Genomic DNA, 17,890 nt, shown 5'->3' on the forward strand with positions numbered 1-17,890 from the left:
CAACAGCGGCAGCATGCCGGCGGAAATCCGTGGAGCGATGAAAACGGCGGATGCCGCGTGCCAGCGGCATCCGCCATCCCTGTGATGCTGGCGGCGCCCGCCATCATCGCGGCGCCGCCCGTCCGATGGTGCCTACTACGCCGCCCGCTCCCCGCGCTCGAACCACCAGTAGCAGAGCGCCGCGGCCATGCCGAACATCAGGTGGCCCACCCCGGTGTGCCAGCCGCGCGCATCGACGAACCAGGTGAAGAAACGCGTCATGACGTGGAAGTTGATCACATAGACGACGGCACCGAACACCGCGCCGGCCAGCAGCGCCATGCCGACGCTGGAGTCGAGCTGGAAAGGCGCGATGATGGCCGCCAGGATCATGCCCAGGACCGCGCCGAGGGCAAAGTGGATGACCAGGGCTGTGGCTGCCGTGACCACGCTGAACAGCGATGTCTGCAGGACGTCCGGCCCCAGCACGATAGCGGCGATCATCCGCGTGGTACCCCATGGATTGACACCGACCACCATCGACGACCAGAACAGTTCCACCACCATCAGCAGCGCGCCGGCGCACAGCCCGGCCACGGCCGCCGCCGGCCAGTCCGGCATCCGTCGCACGTAATGGTGCGAATGCATGTGAAGTTCCATAGCCACCTCCGCCTCTGCTGTCACGCGATGCATCCCGCGTATCTGCTCAGCATAGGACACGCGCAAGCGCAATTTGGCCAGCCCGGGCCAGCACAGCGGCGGAACCCGCACGAGGCGCCACATGGTGCGCGGCTGCCGCGGACCGGCCGCGCCCGCAAGGCTCGCATGCGATACCTGCGAGGACCTTGGCGCGCCTGCGCTCGCCTCGGCGGAGCCAATCCGGCACTGCGGGACAACCCCGATGGGGTTGGCGCATCCGAACACGGCACACTATCTATACTGGAAACAGGAGAGAACGAGAGAGGAGACTGCCATGACGCATCTGCGTTTGTACGATCTTGTCTTTCTGATCCCGATGGCCATGGTCGGCGTCATCGGAATGGGCGCGATTCCTGTAACCGCGAAGTACCTGCGCATCAGTTGCCGGGCGGCCGGCGCCATCCTCGGCGCTGCCGTGGCGGTGCTGGTGCTCGAAGCCCTGCCGCTGCTGATTTGACCCAGTGAACGAGGCGGCCCGCAAGGGCCGCTTCGCGTGTCTGCGCCCGTTGTGAGGGAGGCCGCATGTCGATTGGCCTGATCGCCGCTTGCATGGCGGCGCTGCTCGTATTGACGGTGGTGGCGGCACTATGGCGCTGCAGCCACCCCTACCGGATGCGCTACCGGCGCTGCGCGGAGCGCCGCGCCCGCGCTGGCTTGTGCCGGCAACCGCCGCTGCACCACTGATGCGGCACGCGAGCGATGGATTGCGGGCGTCTGAACGTGGACGCCCCGGCACGTGCGCGCCGCGGCAAGGCTGGCGGCGGCATATGACGCACCCGTGACCGGAAGTCGCGAATCAGATCTCGATCATCGCGAAATCGGACTTGCCCACATCACACTCCGGGCAGCGCCAGTCTTCAGGGATGTCTTCCCAGCGCGTGCCGGGCGCGATGCCGTCTTCCGGCAAGCCCAGTTCTTCGTCGTACACCCAACCACAGATCACGCAAACCCACGTCTTGTAGATAACGGCGTCTTGCTGCAATGCTCGCTCCTGTCCATGTTTACCGATTCGGGCGAGATGATACGCGGTTTTGGCGCGCCAGCGCCCACGCCGAGGGCCAGGTGCCGGCCGGGACGCATCCCGGCCGGCACCTGGCCCGATCACTGTCACGCCTAATGGCGGATGGCGAAGTCGACCCGGTTCGGCGTGCCCTTGTCCTTGATCCCCTCAGCATCGAGCTTGGGCGAGGTCATGAACAGCCGGTTCTCGGGCACCTTGGCATCGCGCTCCAGCGTCTGCTTGACCACCAGCGCGCGCTGCTCGGCCAGCTGCCGCAGGCCGGCCTCGGTCACCGGCGCGTTCTCCAGCAGCAGCCGTTCCATCTCGGCGGTCGGCAGCGACTTGTTGAAGCCGATGAAGTTGGTCGGCTTCTTGAACGACGCCCGCTTATAGACCGCCTCCAGATACTTCGGGTACTCCTGCGGCGACACCATGACCTTGGCACCCTGCTCGCCCTCTTCGCTTTCCTCGACGGGCGCTCCGGCCTGGGCGCTCTTGCGCTGCTCGCGCACCTTCGCCTCGGCCACGCGCTCATCCAGCCAGGCGCGGCGGGCACCTGCCGCGTCGCTGTCCGGGTCGATGCGCCCGCTGATTTCCAGATTCAGCGCCGGCCGGTCGTTGAGCGCCTTGCCCAGCGTATCCAGCTTCTGCTTGGCGGCCGGCGTCAGCGTGGCGGTGCCCGCGGGAAACTCGACGTAGCCCAGCTCTTCGCCGGCACCGCCAAAGGCCGAGGCCAGCAGGGAGAACGGCGAGGTGATGGCCTTGGTCAGCAGGTTGACGATCACGCGGACGATCACGCCGCCGATGCTGAACTCGGGATCGGACAGCGAACCCGACACCGGCAGGTTGACATCGATCACACCATTGCGGTCCTTGAGCAGCGACACGGCCAGCAGCACCGGTAGCTTGGTGGCTTCGGGACTGTCGACCTTGTCGCCGAAGGTCAGCTGGTCCAGGTAGAGGTGGTTCTTTGCATCGAGCTTGTTGTTGTCAACCTTGTACGACACATCGACGCTCAGCTTGCCCTTCGTAATGGGGTAGCCCGCGTACTTGGCCGCGTAAGGCGTCAGGCGCGTCAGCTCAATGCCGCTCGCCTTGGCGGCGATGTCCAGGTAGAGCTGGGTGCCGAGCGGGTTGATCTTGCCGCTGACGTTGACGGGCGCATCGCCATCGACGCGGCCGTCCAGCACTATGTCGGCCGGCGTCGGGTCGCCGGTGGAGACCTTGGACACCGAGCCCTTCATGTCGGTCAGGTTGGCCGTGTAGTTGGGCTTGACGAAGAAGTCGGAGAAGTTGATGTTGCCCTTCTCCACCGTTATGCCACCGATGCGGATCTGCGGCTTGGGCCCGGCCTCTGGCGGCGCAGCCTTGGCCTGCGCCTCCGAGGCGGCCGCTGGAGTTGCCGCCACCGCAGACGCAGCGGCCGGGTTGGCCTGCGTCAGGCTGGTGCCGGGCGCAGCCTCGCCCTTGGCCGCGCCGCCGGCCATCACGTCCTGCAGGTTGAGGCGGCCGTTCGCATTGAGGATCACGCGAGCATAGAAGTCGGACAGGGCCACCTTGCCTACCCCGACCTGCATCGGCCCCTTGGCTGCGTCCATCGAGAAATCGATGCCCGACACGGCCAGCGAGCGCCAGCGCAGGAAGTCGTCACCGGTCAGGCGGTCGACGGAGCGCACGTTGCTGGCCAGCGCATTGCCGGCGAAGCGCACGGCGACCGGCTTGCCGGCCGGCGCCGAGACGTTGGCCCGGCCCTTGACTGTCAGGCCGCCGGCGCGCAGCGCGGCGTTGAACTGGCTGCCCAGATAGGGCTGCAGCGGCGCCATGTCGACATCGCGCATATCGATGTCGATCTGCGCGGCCGGCGTGGCCGGCAGCATGCTGCCGTCCAGCGCGACGGTGCCGCGCCTGCCGACCTCGGCGCGCAGCTTGAACGGCACCGCGGCGGGCGTCAGCGGCCAGTTGATGGCACCCGTGTTGAGCGCGATATTGCGGTACTGGTGAATGACCGGGCGGCCCTGGTTGGCGTCGGACGGTGCATAGTCCGTGAGTAGCGCGGCGCCGCTGTCGAGCGACACCTTGCCGAGCGTGACCTTCCAGTTGTTGCCGCCCGCGTTCGCTGCCGCCGGCGCGGCGCCGCGGCGTGCGGCCGATGCGCTCTTGCCGGCAGACTGGGCGGCCCAGATGCGCGCCACATCGATCAGCTCGCCGCTATGGTCGCGCGTCGCGGCGATCTCGGGCTTGGACAGCACCAGCGCGTCGGCCGTCAGCGTCTGCTTGGCCAGGTCGAAGCCGATCCCTTCGAGCGCCACTTTCTCAGCGCGTACCAGCGGCAGGCCGGCGGCGCTTGCCGCGCGCGAGCGGCCGCGCCGCTCGCCCCTGGCCGCGGGCGTGCCGTCGCTGGCCGAAGTCGCCGTGGCCGTAGCGGGCGGCACAAAGGCCGGCCCCGTCGTGGCCACATACAGCGGCGCGAGTTCCGCGCGCGACTTGTCCAGCGTGAACTGCAGGGCAGGACCGCCCCAGGCCACGCTGTAGTGCAGCTCGGCATTGACGGCGGTATCGCCGAACTGGCTCTTCAGCGCCTGCGGCCACCATGCTGCGAAGCCTTGCGGCTTGATGCCGCTGGCCTGCAGCGTGCCCGTCAGCGTGCCGGCCGGCACCGAGACTTCACCCGTGTTCTGCAGCGTCTGCCCATCGGCGATGGCGAGCTTGGCCTCGATGCGCGCGGGCTTGGCGCCGCTGCTGGCCAGGCCGTCAACCTGCGCGTCGAGCGGGCCGAGGGCCAGCGTGCCGGGGCCCGAAGGCGCCGCTTCATCGCGCAGGCCCAGGCGCGCGTCCTTCACCGTAATGCGGTCCACCGCGTAGCTCCAGGCCGCGTCGGCCGCCGGCGCGGGCTTGCCGTGCGCATTGGCCGCGGGCGCGGATGCAGTTGCCGCGGCGGGGGCAGACGCGGCGGCACGGGCCGCAAGGCCAGCCTTGCCGGCCGACGCGCCCTTGCCGGATTCGCCCACGGCCGCCGGCTTGGCGGCGGCGGCATCGCGCGGCAGGAAGGCGCTGGCCAGGTCGACGGTGCCGTCGGCGCGGCGCGCCACCTGCACGCCCAGTCCTTCCAGGCTGACACTGCGCACGTGCACGCGCCGGGCCAGCAGCTCGATGCGGTCGAGGTCCACAGCCAGGCGGTCGGCCTTCAGCAGCGGCGCGCCGTCCCGCTTGCGGATATCGGCGTCCCGCAGCGCGGCGGTCCCGCCCAGGAAGATGTCCTGCTTGTCCTGCTGCTGGCGAAAGCCCAGCGTCAGCCGCGTATCGAGCAGAGCGCTCTTGACCTCGGCATCCTTGAGCGCGGGCGCGAACGGCATCAAGCGCACGAGGTCCAGACCGTCCAGGTTCAGGTTCAGGTGCGTCTCGCGCGAAACCGCGAACGGCAGCATGGTCCCGTCGAGCGCAAGCGGCGTGCCATTGATCAGCGCGCTCAGCGTCGGCCGCGTGAGGATCTCCACGTCATGCGGCAGGTTCGACAGGAAGGGCAGCGTCAGTGTGAGCTTGTCCACCCGCTGGACCTGCTTGAGCTGCTGGTCGTCGAACACCAGGCTGGAATCGGTCAGCGCGATGTTGTTGACCGAGAAATGCGCGGGCTTGGCGTTCTCCGGCTTGGGCTTGGCGGCAAAGCGCCGCACGATGTCGTCGAAGCTCATGGTGCCGTCCGGCGCACGCGTTACGTGCACGGCAAGCGCATCCACGTGCAGCGCGTCGACCACCGGCGCCAGGTGCCACAGCGAGGCGAGCGAGGCCTTGGCCTCCGCCGAGCCCAGGGTCACCATGGGCCGCTTGCCATCCGGCTCGAAGATGGCCAGGTCCTGCAGCGTGACCCCTAATGAGAAGGGGCGCACCTGCGCCCCGCCCAGCGTGACCTTGCGCCCGAGTGCGGCGCTCGCCTGTTTTTCGATCTGCCACTTCAGCAGAGGCGGTCCACCGAAATATCCCGCCAGTCCGAAAATGGCCAGCGCCGCCACAATACCGCCGGCCACGCGGACAGCCAGGCGCCGTCGCGGCGTAGCAACGGCGGCCTGAATGGAGAACTTTGAGCTCATGTTACCTCAGAGGAATTGACCCCACTTAGCTGCAGATTGCGCAGCTTTGTGCCCCGGATTTCACTTTTTTCCAACATTATCGCAAGGCATTCAGGCATTGCAAGGGCAGTTGCAGTCTTTTATATAGGACAAGGCCAAACCCGATCTGGTAATCTTTCGCCCTTTGCGAAGCGACTCGTCGCAAGCTTGCGGCTTACCCGCCACTCAGAGCCTGCTTCTCCCGCGCTGTATCCTCCGGCCATCTCCGCCACGTCATCCGTGTTGCGCGCTTCGCATGCGATCCATTCCATGCGAGTTTCCACATGTCTACCAGCAGCACCGTCGGCACGGCCGACGCGCGCAGCGGCGCGCGCGCGCGTCCGCTGACCGGCCAGGATTACAAGACGCTCGCGCTCGCCGCACTGGGCGGCGCGCTCGAGTTCTACGACTTCATCATCTTCGTCTTCTTCGCCACCGTGATCGGGCAGTTGTTCTTCCCGCCCTCGGTGCCCGAATGGCTGCGCCAGTTGCAGACCTTCGGCATTTTCGCCGCCGGCTACCTGGCGCGCCCGCTCGGCGGCATCATCATGGCCCACTTCGGTGACCTGCTGGGCCGCAAGAAGATGTTCACGCTGTCCATCCTGCTGATGTCGGTGCCGACGCTGCTGATGGGCCTGTTGCCCACCTACCATGCCATCGGCATGCTCGCCCCGCTGCTGCTGCTGGTGCTGCGCGTGATGCAGGGCGCGGCCGTGGGCGGCGAAGTGCCGGGGGCCTGGGTCTTCGTCTCCGAGCACGTGCCGGCGCGCCATGTGGGCTACGCCTGCGGCACGCTGACGGCAGGCCTGACCGCCGGCATCCTGCTGGGTTCGCTGGTGGCGACCGGCATCAACACCATCTTCGATGCCAGCGAACTGGCCGAGTGGGGCTGGCGCGTGCCCTTCCTGCTGGGTGGCGTGTTCGGCATCGGCTCCATGTACCTGCGCCGCTGGCTGCACGAGACGCCGGTCTTCGCCGAACTGCAGCAGCGCAAGGCGCTGGCGGCCGAGATGCCGCTCAAGGCGGTGGCGCGCGACCACCGCGGCGCGGTGGTGGTGTCGATGCTGCTGACGTGGATGCTGTCGGCCGGCATCGTCGTCGTGATCCTGATGACCCCGACCTTCCTGCAGAAGATCTATGGCTTCGACGCGCGCACGGCACTCGTGGCCAACAGTGTGGCCACGCTGTGCCTGACCGTCGGCTGCGTCGTAGCTGGCCTGGCCGCCGACCGCATCGGCGCACGCCGCACGCTGTTCATCGGCGGCGCGCTGCTGGCGGCCAGCGCCTACGCGTTCTACACGGTCATCCATGATCGGCCGGACCTGCTGCTGCCGCTGTACGCACTCGCCGGCTTCTTCGTCGGCACCATCGGCGCAGTGCCCTATGTGCTGGTCAACGCTTTCCCGGCACAGGTGCGCTTCTCGGGCCTGTCGTTCTCATACAACCTGTCGTACGCGATCTTCGGGGGCCTGACACCGATGATCGTGACGCTGATGCTCAAGGAAGACCCGCTGGCGCCTGCACACTATGTGGTGGCGCTGTGCGTGGTGGGCATGCTCACCGCCCTGTTCGTCAAGCAGCGCGCGCGCGGTTGAAGGCCGCGCCCGGCCTGCGCACGCACCGCCTAGCGCCAGCGGCGGTGCGTGCGGAAGAAGTCCCACATCAGGGTGCTGGCATCGGGGCCGACGGCGGCATGGTAGGGATAGCGCCCGTCGCCGCCGCTCCAGGCATGCCCCAGCCCTGCCACCTCATGCAGCACGACAAGATCGCGGTGCCAGCGGCCGAAACGCACGTCGGTGAATTCCCCCGGGGCCATTTCGTCGAGCCCCGTCTCCGCCAGTGAGGGCAGCGTGTGCCCCAGTCGGTTGTAGGAAAGGAACTGGTGCGCCAGCAGGCGGCCATTGAGCGGCGAGACCGCGTCGTCGGCCAGGCCGTGTATCACCATCGCCGGCATCGCCGGACCGCCCGGCGTCACGCCTGCGGCATCCAGCAGCACGACCGGATCCGAGATGGAGCCGGCGCGCATGACCTTCAGCCCGGCACGCGGCGAATCCGCCGCCCCGACCACCACCCCCGAATGCAGGCCCACCGCCGCGACCTTGTCCGGGTGGCGCAAAGCAACCACCGCGGCCATGGCGGCGCCGGCCGAGATGCCGGCCAGGTAGATCTGGTCGGAGCGCACCCCCGGCTCCAGCGCGAGCGCGTCGATCAGCGCGGCCACCGCCTGCACCTCGCGCCCGCCCTGCTCGGCAGTCAGGTCGAACCATTGCCAGCAACGCTGCAGTTGCCGGCGCAAGGGCTGTTGCGGATAGGCAACGAGAAACCCCTCCTGTTCGGCCAGGGCATTCATGCGCGTGCCCGCCGCCAGGTCCTCGGGGGTCTGGCGGCAGCCATGCAGCATCACCACCAAGGGCAAGGCCTCTTGTGGATGTGCCCATGACGGTACATAGAGACGGTAGCTCAGGTGGGGCAGCAGCTCGCCCGGCTTTGGCGGCAGCCGCAATTGCTGGCTGTACCACTTGCCCTGTGGCGGCTCGGAAACGGCATCGCGGGGCGATTCCGGATGAAGGGGACGACGGCTCGGCGCGGCGGGCCGGGGTGGCGTGGCCGGATTCAGCGCATCAAGGCGATTCAGCCAGGCCCGCAACTGCCGTGCGGTCTGGTGTTGTATCCGACTGAACCGCCGCAGCTGAACACGCCAGTCGTCTGACAGGCTATTGGCCATGGGGACTCCTGCTCGTCGAGAGCGGACATCGCTCTCGATTGGGGTTGCTGCGATGCAGCATAGCACAGCGCCAGGGAAGCCTCCGTAAGTGCACCAAGAAGCACGAAGCAAGTTATGACTTGTCTACCTCCGGTGCGCCTGCCCCGAAAATCTTCAATTCGCCCCATAAAAGAATGCATCACGCCGACAAGCCGCACGCCGACCGGACGCCCTTATACTGCGTGCACCATCGGCAACCGGAATTCGATATGGCCAGGCCGCACGATGACGCCCCTGCCTGCACCCTCTGCCCTTTCCACCAGGTTTGCAGGAGGGCGGAAGATATCGCCCCCTCCGATGAGCAACTGCCGCGCGACGTGATACCGACGCGGGTGCAACTGCGCGCGGGACAGATGCTCTACCTGCAGGGGCGGCCCGCGCTCGCGGTCTATCCCTTGCGCAATGGCTGCGTCAAGAGCATGTTCGAGTCGCCGCTGGGGTGGCGCCAGATCACCAGCTTTACCCTGCCCGGCGATGTGCTCGGCCTGGAGGCGCACGACGGCAACGTGCATACCACCAGCGCCATCGCCCTGCAGGACGTGAGCTGCTGCGTGGTGCCCGTAGAAATGCTGCGCGCGCAGATGCACGCGAGCGGGTTCCGCACCCTGGTGCTGGACACCCTGCGCAGGAACACTGAACACGAACGCACGCTGCTGGTGGCCATCGGCTCGATGAAGGCGGCGCAACGCCTGGCCATGCTGCTGCTCGACCTGGCGCGGGAACACGAGCGCCGCGGCGGGACCGATGACGCGCTGACGCTGGCGATGTCGCGCAATGACATCGCCAGCTACCTGGGACTGACGCTGGAAACGGTCTCGCGCCTGCTGTCGCGCTTTGCCTCAGCCGGCCTGATCACCGTGCGGCACAAGCTGCTGCACATCGTCGACCAGCCGGGGCTGGCCGCCGTCTATGCCGATGCCGGGCACCTGCCGGTACCGCAGGAGGCCGATCGGGGCGACTCCACGCACGCAAGCCGGCGCGCGGCCTGAGGTCTTGAGCAGGGACGAGCCCGCTGACGGCGGACTTCAGCGCCGCCGCTGGGTGCACTCCTGGCGATAGGCTTCCTCCAGGCGTTTGCGGTCGGCCTGGCGCTCCACCGTGGGATAGGTGCGCCCATCCGCGGTGGTCACTGACGACCGGCCGACGGACCATTGTGGTCCCGAGGGCAAGCCATTGAGCTGGCCAAGGAGATCCTGGCAGTGCTTGCGCTGGGCCGGCGACAGCGTGCCATCGGCATCCTCAGGATTCGATGCCGGGAGGCCGGGCACGGTAGTCATGCCGGTTCCCTCATCGATCAGGCGCGGCGGCGGCGGTGCCACCATCGGCTGGGGAGTGGGCTCTTCCGCCAGCGCCGAAGCGCTCATCAGCGTCGCCAGGCACAACAGGGCGCAATACCGGGTTACCTTCATCTTTCCTCAAGCTTTCCTGCGCGGCCGTGCCGCGCGAATTCAATTCGATCGTGCGCCGCGCCCCGCCGTCGCATGCGAAGGGCATCAGCGCTCTTTGCTCAAGCCCTCGCGGCCAGTCCGGTTGCGCAGCATCTCCAGCTTGAGCAGGGCATCGGCAAGCATGCTCTTGAGCCGCGCATTTTCCTCCTGCAGTTCGCGCAGCTTGCGCGCCTCCGCCGTACTTCCCTGCGCCCCCTGACCATAGCGCGCGCGCCAGCCATAGAAGGATGCATCACTGAATCCGTACCGCGCACACAACTCGCGCACCGGCACGCCGCTGGCGGCTTCCGCCAGGTAGGAGCGGATCTGCTCCTCGCTAAAGCGTCTGTTCACTGGATCCCCCCGGTCTCGGTGACGTTGCGTGCAACATGCCGCCGAGGCTTCGGCAGCCTGCCATGAACACGAAGTTAGCCGAGGGCGCCGGGGGAAAGCAATTCAGTGTATTCGCAGCACGTATTAAGCGGTTTGGTCCCCTTCGCGATATGTCGCCAAGGCATCGCAAGCGTGCGTTGCCGATGGCGCTCCCGCTACAAGGCAAGCGCCACACACCGCACCAGGACCGGCGGGGTCAAATGTGCCGGATGGCGCGCCGAATTTACCACATGTAACCATGTGCGAACAAAAGGGCCATTGTTCTTGGTCAAACTAGCATACCAATTTGAAATTTAGTGAACACCTAGTATCGGACTTATCGCTGTATTAAGCTTCCGTAGTAATAACAAAACATTGATCACCCCCATCCGTACCTAGCGTTGTTTCGCACAAGAGGGGTGACCCGGCAATCTCGCACCGGCGATGTCCAGTCCGGCGGCGTGGCCCCGATTGCCGGCGCAGCACCAGGTCAGTAGGAACATGGGAAGACAGACACTGCCGACAGGCCGGAGAGCGCTGACCGGCATCGCTTGCCCGTCCGACTTGATTCGGGCGACGACAAGGTATGGATGCCATGCGCAGCGTGCCAGGCAAGCCCGGATGACGGACCGGATACCGGCTCCTAGCAGGATGCTGCCCCTCTGGGGCGGCAAACAGAACGGGAGAAGTCAGCATGCGACACGTCAGTACCAAGCTGCTACAGATCTTTGTCCTACTGATGGAGTACCGCGACCTGAATGCGGTGGCAGCCTGCACGCGCGGCCGCGTGCCCACCATTGCCTATAGCCTGGCACGGCTGCGGGAAATCACCGGCGACCCGCTCTTCGTCAAGCGCAAAGGCTTGCTCGAACCGACGCCGTACGCGCTGCGCCTGGAGCAGACTGCGCGCCAGATGCTGGCCAAGTGGGCGCACCTGGTGCGCGACAACGGGCACGAGGCCGGATCCGTCGCGCACGGAACGCGCGTGAGCATCGGCTTCTCGCCCTCGATCGGCGATCCCGTCATCACAGAGATCCTGACGGCATTGTGCGAGCAGTTCCCGCACAACCACTTCGTCACGCGCCCCGTGCGCGCCGATGCCGCGCTGTCGCGCAATCTGGAGGAGGGCGAGATCGATTGCGCCTTCGTGATCGACAGCCAGTACGCGCCCGAAGGTGTTGCCCAGCACAGCATCCTTGCCACGCCACGCCGCCTGGTGAGCGCCGCCAGGCCCGGCAGCAACGCCACGCCGCAGCCCGAAGGCGACTGGATCCTGCTGCAGGAGGACAACGAGCCCGGCAGCCCGCTGCGCACCTTCCTGAGCCGGCATGCCAATGATCCGGGGCACCGCGAGACCGTGGTGCCGTCGTGGCACACGCAGATCGCACTGCTGCGCGCGACCGGGGGCATCTGCCCCGTGCTGGATTTCAATGTGCCGCTGGTCGCGCGCGACCAGACGACGCGGCTGCTGCCTACCCCCAACAGCTTCCCGGAATGGGCGGCCCTGCACTTCTGGATGCCCGCGCATGCGCGCGGCGCCACGGCGCTGCACGAAATGATGGAAATCGGCAGCGCCATCCTGCGCGATCCGGTCAACGCCATCGAGCGACGACGCCTGGCACGCGAGCGGCAGGACTGCGCCGCCGCCTGAGCCCAGCGCCGCCGGGCAGCGACTCCGCTCGCCCGCGTGGCGCGGCAAGCGCCGCACACTTTGCGAAATGTCTTCGTCCTGGCCGCCGCGACGGCGGCTATGCTCGCCTAGCGTGCGCTAGGCAGCAGCCCGCCAGAATGGAGACACCTCGACATGGTCGTGAGGATTTTGATCGCCGACGATCACCCGATCGTCCTCGTCGGACTGCGAAACCTGCTGGGCGGTCGCCCGGGCTGGGAGATCTGCGGCGAGGCCGCCAACGCCGACGAGCTGCTGCGCGCGGCCGAGGCCTTGCGCCCCGACATCGTGCTGACCGACTACCACATGCCGGACTCTCCCGCCGACGACGGCGTCCGCCTGCTCCATGCCCTGCGCCGGCGCGTGCCGGCGGCACAGGTCATCGTACTGACGATGCTGACCAATCCTGCCATCCTGCGCACCATCCTCTCCGCGCGCGTGCAGGGGCTGGTGCTCAAGGACGCGCCCCTCGACGAAGTGGCGAGCGCCATCGCCCAGGCGCTGCGCGGCCTGAACTACGTGGGACACTCGGTGCTGCGCATCCTCGCTGGCGCCGACTTCTCCGACGTGGAGGGGCCGGCTGGCCTGCACAACCTCAGTACCCGTGAGCTCGACGTGCTTCGCCGCTACCTGAGCGGCTGCTCGGTCACCGAGATCGCGCGCGCCAGCCATCGCAGCATCAAGACCATCAGCCGCCAGAAGATCGCCGCGATGCGCAAGCTCGGCGCCAGCAATGACCGCGAGCTGTTCGAATACGCGATGCATCATGGCCTGGTGCCAACCGGCGCCCCTCGATCCACGTAGTCCACTGAATCACTGAAATCGGTCGGTGCCTGCCATGCCATGCGGGTTCATCGCGTCGTTGCAAATGCTCGCAATAGCCGTGCTATTGCTGCGCTTTGCGCCTAGCGCTGATTCCCGCATGGCATGTCCTTCACCTCCCATTTCAATGATCCAGCGGACTAGGCCCGGACGGCGCCCGCTGGCTATAATCCGGCGCGGGCGGCAACGCTGCCGCCCTTCGCGGAAATTCCCGCACGCTCCGCCATATGCCATGACCCAGCCGCGCCCCACCGATCCCGCCACCTTGCACGTCCCCGCGCTGCTCGTCGCCGCACCGGCGTCGGGCCAGGGCAAGACCACGGTGACCGCGGCGCTGGCCCACCTGCACCGGCGCCAGGGGCGCAGGGTCCGGGTCTTCAAGTCGGGCCCGGACTTCCTCGATCCCACGCTGCTGGCCTTCGCCAGCGGCGCCCCCGTGCATTCGCTTGACCTGTGGATGACTGGCGCGGATGACGCCGCAGCACGACTGGCCGAGGCCGCGCGCGAGGCCGACCTGGTGCTGGTCGAAGGCGTGATGGGACTGCACGACGGCGAACCCAGCAGCGCCGACATCGCGCGCCGCTTCGGACTGCCGGTGCTGAGCGTGATCCAGGCGGGAGCGATGGCGCAGACCTTCGGCGCCATCGCGCTCGGCCTGGCCAGCTATGGCGGCCCGCTGCCGGGCATGCAGGTGCTGGCCAACGGCGTCGCCACGGCGCGCCATGCGCAGATGCTGCAGTCCAGCCTGCCCGCTTCCATCGGCTGGGCCGGCACACTGCCGCGCGACTCTCGCGTGGCGCTGCCGGAGCGGCACCTGGGCCTGCTGCCGGCCGACGAACTGCCCGACCTCGGTGAGCGCCTCGACGCGCTCGCCGACCTGCTCGCCACCCAGCCGATCGCACAACTGCCGCCGCCGGTGCCCTTCGCCGACGTGCCCGCGCCCGCGCTGCCGCAGATGCTTGCCGGCAGGACCGTGGCGGTCGCCCGCGACGCCGCCTTCCGCTTCCTCTATCCGGCCAACCTGGAGCTGCTGGCCGCCATGGGCGCGCAACTGGCCTTCTTCTCGCCGCTGGCCGACACCCGGCTGCCCGACTGCGATGCGGTCTGGTTGCCGGGCGGCTATCCGGAACTGCACGCCGCGCGGTTGGCCGCCAACACCGGCATGCTCGACGGGCTGAGGCAGGCGCATCGGGCAGGCCTCCCCATGCTGGCCGAGTGCGGCGGCATGATGGCGCTGTTCGATACCCTGGTAGACAAGGAGGGCGCCGCGCATGCTATGGCCGCGCTGCTGCCGGGCACCGTGCGCATGCAGCAGCGGCTGAGCGCCATCGGCCCGCAGGCAGTCGCACTGCCCGAGGGCACGCTGCGTGGCCACACCTTCCATTACTCGCAGGCGGACAGCCCGCTCGCCCCCGCCACGCACGCCACTTCGCCGCGCGACGGCGCGCGCGGCGAGGCTGTCTACCGCAGCGGCAGCCTCACGGCCTCCTACGTCCATCTGTATTTCCCGTCCAACCCGAGCGCTGCGGCGGCGCTGTTCGGCGCGGCCGTCACGCCGCCGCGCTAGACGGGGGGATGCCCGGCCACGGCGGGCCGCGGCCGGGCCACGGCTTCAAGCCAGCACCGGGAATCCGTCCTGCGAGTCAGCGCTTCAAGCCACGTCCTCGGCTTCGCGCACGCGCGCCACCGCCTCGGCAATGCCGGACTCGAGTTGCTCCAGGCCCTCCGACAGATGGCGCAGGGTATCCGCCGTCACGTTGACCAGCACGTCCTGCAGGAAGGCCGAGCGGCGCGGCAGCGTCTGCTCCACCACCTCGCGCCCGAGTGCCGACAGCGTGACATTGGTCACGCGGTTGTCGCGCTCGCAGGTGTTGCGCTCCACCCAGCCCAGCTCCTGCAAGGCCTTGAGCTGGCGCGTGATGGCACCCGGATCCATGCCGACGCGGTCAGCCAGCGGCTTCTGCGCGATCGGCTCGGCGTGGTTGTGCAGCGCGTAGAGAATGCGCCAGCGCGGCATCGGCTGCCCGACGCACTGCTCGAACGCTGCGGCATACGCCCGATAGGTTCGCCCGAACTGCTGCAGCACCGCCAGGCTTTGTCGCTCCAATTCCACTCCAAGTCCTCCGGCTATTCCGCAGCCATCGCCGGCTGCTTGACGGCGCGCTCGAGCTTGATCGGCGGCACGCGCCGCGCCAGCCAGACGCCCACCACCGCCACCACGGCGGCCAGCGCCAGGCCGAGGTGGATGGCACCGACCAGGGACAGGCGCGCCTGTTCCAGCAGCAGCGCGCCATTGAGGCCGGCCGCGTGCAATTGCGCGAGCAGGCCGGACTGTGCCGTCTTGTCGATCAGGATCTGCGGATCGCCGAAGCGCGACAGCCAGTCGGTCGCGCCGCCACCCTCCAGCGCCGCACGCACGCCACTGGCGTAGTGCCGGTCGACCAGGGTGCCGATGATGGCGGTACCGGCCATGCCGCCCACCATGCGCAGCGACTGCAGCATTGCCGTGGCGATACCGAGCTGCGCGCGCCCGGCGGTCTGCTGCGCGAACACTGTCAGGTTGGGCATGATGAAGCCCAGTCCGAAGCCGCCCACCAGCATCAGTGTCAGCAGCACGTGGCGCGACATGTCTCGGCTCGCCTGGGACAGGCCCAGGCAGGCCAGCGCCAGCATGGCGAAGCCCGCGTAAAGCATGGCGTTCGGATTCCGCACGCGCGTAATGATGCGGCCGTTCAGGATGCTGCCCACCGTGATGCAGACCACCAGCGGCGTCACCAGCAGACCCGCCTCCTTGGGCGAGTAACCGAAACCGCCCTGGAACAGCAGCGGCGCGTACAGCAGCAGCGAGAACATCGCGAAGCCCACCAGCACCGCCAGCAGGAACAAGGGCGCCAGGCCGGGATTGCGGAACATGTCGAGCGGCAGGATGGGATTGGCCGAGCGCCGCTCCCAGTGCCACAGGCCGACCAGCGCCAGCACCGCCAGCAATATCAGCCCCCCGGTGCCCAGGCCGAAGCCATGACGCGGCAGCAGCTCCACGCTGAGCTGCAGGCTGCCCAGCCCCAGGCCGATCAGTGCGGCGCCCAGCCAGTCGACGCGAATCGGTCCCTGGTGCGCCTGCTGGCGCAGATGCGGCAGATAGCGCCAGGCGAAGACCAGGCCGAGCAGGCCGACCGGCAGGTTCACATAGAACACAGCGCGCCAGCCGTACCATTCGGTCAACACACCGCCCAGCGACGGCCCCACCGCGTTGGCAATGCCGAACGCCGCGCTCATCATCACCTGCCAGCGCAGCCGCACATGGGAATCGGGGAACAGGTCCGGAATGCAGGCAAAGGCGGTGCCCACCAGCATGCCGCCTCCGATGCCCTGCAGGCCGCGGGCCAGCACCAGGAACGGCATGCTCGTCGCCATCCCGCACAGCGCCGAGGCGCCCGTGAACACGATGATGGACGCCAGCACGAAGGGCTTGCGCCCATAGTAATCACCCAGCCGGCCGAAGATCGGCACCGTGATGACCGAGGCCAGCAGGTAGGCGGTGGCCACCCAGGCGTAGTACTCGAACCCCTGCAGCTCGGCCACCACGGTCGGCAAGGCCGTACCCACCACCGTCTGGTCCAGCGCCACCAGCATCACCACGAAGGCGATGCCGAACATCGCCATCAGCGATTCCCGAAAAGGCAGCACCTGGCCGGCGGTGTGCGCCTCGTGCGGCTTAATCATCATTTATTGCGCCATCAATGATTGTGTAGTCAAGTATTATAGGACAAGGCGAGCGCGTTCGCTGGCTTAGGGTGATCGCTAGAAATGAAGTCTGTCGGGGAGGCGTGATCCGGCTTGGAGCGGTGGATTCGAGTGTGGAGTCCGACGCAGTGATGATCTACGGGGTTCTGCCCCCCCTGCTCGAACAGGCGGGGCTCCTGCGTCGATCCGCGCCGGCGCACTGCATCGATCCCCCAGATGGCATACCCAGGTCCGGCGATCCGGAGTGAACCGTCCGGCACCGCTGATCGCCAGACCCGCCGGCTCGCGGCGCAAGGCGCCCTGACTCAATCCGCCTTGGCGCCCGAGATCCCGATCAGGCGCCTGACGGTCGGCTCGACCGCCTCGAAATCCCGCCTGAACTCGGCGCCGGTGTTGCCGATCGGCTCGCTGTTGGACACGCTCAGGCGCGCTGCCATCGGCTTCGATCTGGTTGCGGTGCCCGCCTCTTTCTCCAGCCTGGCGAGGATGGCCGGCGGCGTACCGGCACGTGCCAGCAACCCGGCCCAGGCGGTTGACTTGAGTTCCGGGTCTGCCAGGCCGGCTTCGGCCATGGTCGGCACATTCGGCAAGCTCTTGGCCCGATGTTCGCCGAACACAGCAAGCGGGCGCACCTTGCCACTCTGGATGTATGGCGCCATCGAGGTCAGCGTGCTGATCGCCAAGGAGATCTGCCCCGCGCCCAGATCCTGATCCATCGGCCCTTCCCCCTTGTAGGCAACGTGAACCATGGCAAGGCCCCTCGACTGGTTCAGGTAGGCGCCCGCAAGGTGCGCGAAGCTGCCGACGCCGTACGAGCCAAAGGACACCTTGTCCTGGTTCTGTGCCGCCCAGGCAAGGAAGGACTTCATGTCTGTGGCCGGCACGCGCTGATTGACTGCCAGTACGAACTGGCCCATGGCGACCTGTGAGATGAAGGCCAGGTCGCGCCGCACATCATAGGGCACTTTCGAGAACAGATAGGGGGTGCTGAGGATGGGGCCGGAGTGCGCCAGCAGCAAGGTGTAGCCATCGGGCGCCGCACGGATTACCGTCTGCACGGCCAGGATTCCGCCGCCCCCTGGCTTGTTGTCGACGATGACCGGCTGGCCCATCTGCGTGGCCATCTCCTGTGCCAGGGTGCGGGCGATGGTATCCAGGGCGCCACCGGGAGGCGCGGGCACCACGAAGGTGATGGGCCGCGACGGATAGGCTTGGGCATGACACAGGGAGCAAACAGTTTGGAGGAAGAAAATTGCGACAACGAGTAGCGATCTTGCGGTCATGGGAAATCACCTCGAAGTAGGGGAATCG

General features: G+C 67.7%; 16 protein-coding genes. 7 read left to right on the forward strand and 9 right to left on the reverse strand.

Features of this window, described 5'->3' with window-relative positions; translation table 11 throughout:
• Positions 1 to 135: 135 nt before the first annotated feature.
• Positions 136 to 639, reverse strand: coding sequence for a hypothetical protein (locus AC1Z3O_RS31635; RefSeq protein WP_483520760.1), 504 nt, complete (start codon positions 637 to 639; stop codon positions 136 to 138).
• Between the two features lie 313 nt (positions 640 to 952).
• Here AC1Z3O_RS31635 and AC1Z3O_RS31640 point away from each other — a divergent pair, with 313 nt between their 5' ends.
• A complete protein-coding gene (locus AC1Z3O_RS31640) occupies positions 953 to 1,135 on the forward strand; it encodes a hypothetical protein (RefSeq protein WP_483520762.1) in 183 nt (60 codons plus the stop codon).
• Between the two features lie 65 nt (positions 1,136 to 1,200).
• Positions 1,201 to 1,362 carry a hypothetical protein gene (locus AC1Z3O_RS31645; protein ID WP_483520764.1) on the forward strand — a complete coding sequence of 54 codons (162 nt, stop codon included), beginning with the start codon at positions 1,201 to 1,203 and terminating at the stop codon, positions 1,360 to 1,362.
• Between the two features lie 112 nt (positions 1,363 to 1,474).
• On the opposite strand, the gene AC1Z3O_RS31650 is transcribed toward AC1Z3O_RS31645, so the two are convergent.
• Positions 1,475 to 1,660 carry a rubredoxin gene (locus AC1Z3O_RS31650; protein ID WP_483520766.1) on the reverse strand — a complete coding sequence of 62 codons (186 nt, stop codon included), beginning with the start codon at positions 1,658 to 1,660 and terminating at the stop codon, positions 1,475 to 1,477.
• Between the two features lie 131 nt (positions 1,661 to 1,791).
• Positions 1,792 to 5,763: a DUF748 domain-containing protein gene (locus AC1Z3O_RS31655; RefSeq protein WP_483520768.1), complete on the reverse strand. Its 3,972-nt coding sequence runs from the start codon at positions 5,761 to 5,763 to the stop codon at positions 1,792 to 1,794.
• Positions 5,764 to 6,065: 302 nt separating this feature from the next.
• On the opposite strand from AC1Z3O_RS31655, the gene AC1Z3O_RS31660 reads away from it, so the two are divergent.
• Positions 6,066 to 7,376, forward strand: a complete 1,311-nt coding sequence (locus tag AC1Z3O_RS31660) for an MFS transporter (protein ID WP_483520770.1) — start codon at positions 6,066 to 6,068, stop codon at positions 7,374 to 7,376.
• Positions 7,377 to 7,405: 29 nt separating this feature from the next.
• Here AC1Z3O_RS31660 and AC1Z3O_RS31665 read toward each other — a convergent pair whose 3' ends face one another.
• Positions 7,406 to 8,506: an extracellular catalytic domain type 1 short-chain-length polyhydroxyalkanoate depolymerase gene (locus tag AC1Z3O_RS31665; RefSeq protein ID WP_483520772.1), complete on the reverse strand. Its 1,101-nt coding sequence runs from the start codon at positions 8,504 to 8,506 to the stop codon at positions 7,406 to 7,408.
• A gap of 248 nt (positions 8,507 to 8,754) precedes the next feature.
• Here AC1Z3O_RS31665 and AC1Z3O_RS31670 point away from each other — a divergent pair, with 248 nt between their 5' ends.
• Positions 8,755 to 9,534, forward strand: coding sequence for a Crp/Fnr family transcriptional regulator (locus tag AC1Z3O_RS31670; RefSeq protein ID WP_483520774.1), 780 nt, complete (start codon positions 8,755 to 8,757; stop codon positions 9,532 to 9,534).
• Between the two features lie 36 nt (positions 9,535 to 9,570).
• On the opposite strand, the gene AC1Z3O_RS31675 is transcribed toward AC1Z3O_RS31670, so the two are convergent.
• Both AC1Z3O_RS31675 and AC1Z3O_RS31680 read right to left on the reverse strand, forming a co-directional pair.
• Positions 9,571 to 9,954, reverse strand: a complete 384-nt coding sequence (locus AC1Z3O_RS31675) for a hypothetical protein (RefSeq protein WP_483520776.1) — start codon at positions 9,952 to 9,954, stop codon at positions 9,571 to 9,573.
• A gap of 84 nt (positions 9,955 to 10,038) precedes the next feature.
• Positions 10,039 to 10,326, reverse strand: coding sequence for a transposase (locus AC1Z3O_RS31680; RefSeq protein ID WP_483520778.1), 288 nt, complete (start codon positions 10,324 to 10,326; stop codon positions 10,039 to 10,041).
• 712 nt (positions 10,327 to 11,038) lie between these two features.
• On the opposite strand from AC1Z3O_RS31680, the gene AC1Z3O_RS31685 reads away from it, so the two are divergent.
• From AC1Z3O_RS31685 to AC1Z3O_RS31695, 3 genes are all read left to right on the forward strand, one after another.
• Positions 11,039 to 11,995: a LysR substrate-binding domain-containing protein gene (locus tag AC1Z3O_RS31685; RefSeq protein ID WP_483520780.1), complete on the forward strand. Its 957-nt coding sequence runs from the start codon at positions 11,039 to 11,041 to the stop codon at positions 11,993 to 11,995.
• Between the two features lie 153 nt (positions 11,996 to 12,148).
• Positions 12,149 to 12,817 carry a response regulator gene (locus tag AC1Z3O_RS31690; protein ID WP_483520782.1) on the forward strand — a complete coding sequence of 223 codons (669 nt, stop codon included), beginning with the start codon at positions 12,149 to 12,151 and terminating at the stop codon, positions 12,815 to 12,817.
• A gap of 250 nt (positions 12,818 to 13,067) precedes the next feature.
• Complete coding sequence (locus AC1Z3O_RS31695) at positions 13,068 to 14,402, forward strand: cobyrinic acid a,c-diamide synthase CobB (protein WP_483520784.1); 1,335 nt, start codon at positions 13,068 to 13,070, stop codon at positions 14,400 to 14,402.
• Between the two features lie 84 nt (positions 14,403 to 14,486).
• Here the strand turns inward: AC1Z3O_RS31695 and AC1Z3O_RS31700 are convergent, their stop codons facing one another.
• The 3 genes from AC1Z3O_RS31700 to AC1Z3O_RS31710 form a co-directional block, all read right to left on the reverse strand.
• Complete coding sequence (locus AC1Z3O_RS31700) at positions 14,487 to 14,948, reverse strand: MarR family winged helix-turn-helix transcriptional regulator (protein ID WP_483520786.1); 462 nt, start codon at positions 14,946 to 14,948, stop codon at positions 14,487 to 14,489.
• Between the two features lie 14 nt (positions 14,949 to 14,962).
• Positions 14,963 to 16,561, reverse strand: a complete 1,599-nt coding sequence (locus AC1Z3O_RS31705; protein ID WP_483520788.1) for an MFS transporter — start codon at positions 16,559 to 16,561, stop codon at positions 14,963 to 14,965.
• Positions 16,562 to 16,884: 323 nt separating this feature from the next.
• Positions 16,885 to 17,862, reverse strand: a complete 978-nt coding sequence (locus AC1Z3O_RS31710; protein ID WP_483520790.1) for a Bug family tripartite tricarboxylate transporter substrate binding protein — start codon at positions 17,860 to 17,862, stop codon at positions 16,885 to 16,887.
• Positions 17,863 to 17,890: the final 28 nt, after the last annotated feature.

The organism is Cupriavidus sp. 09_S30 (genome assembly GCF_056930435.1).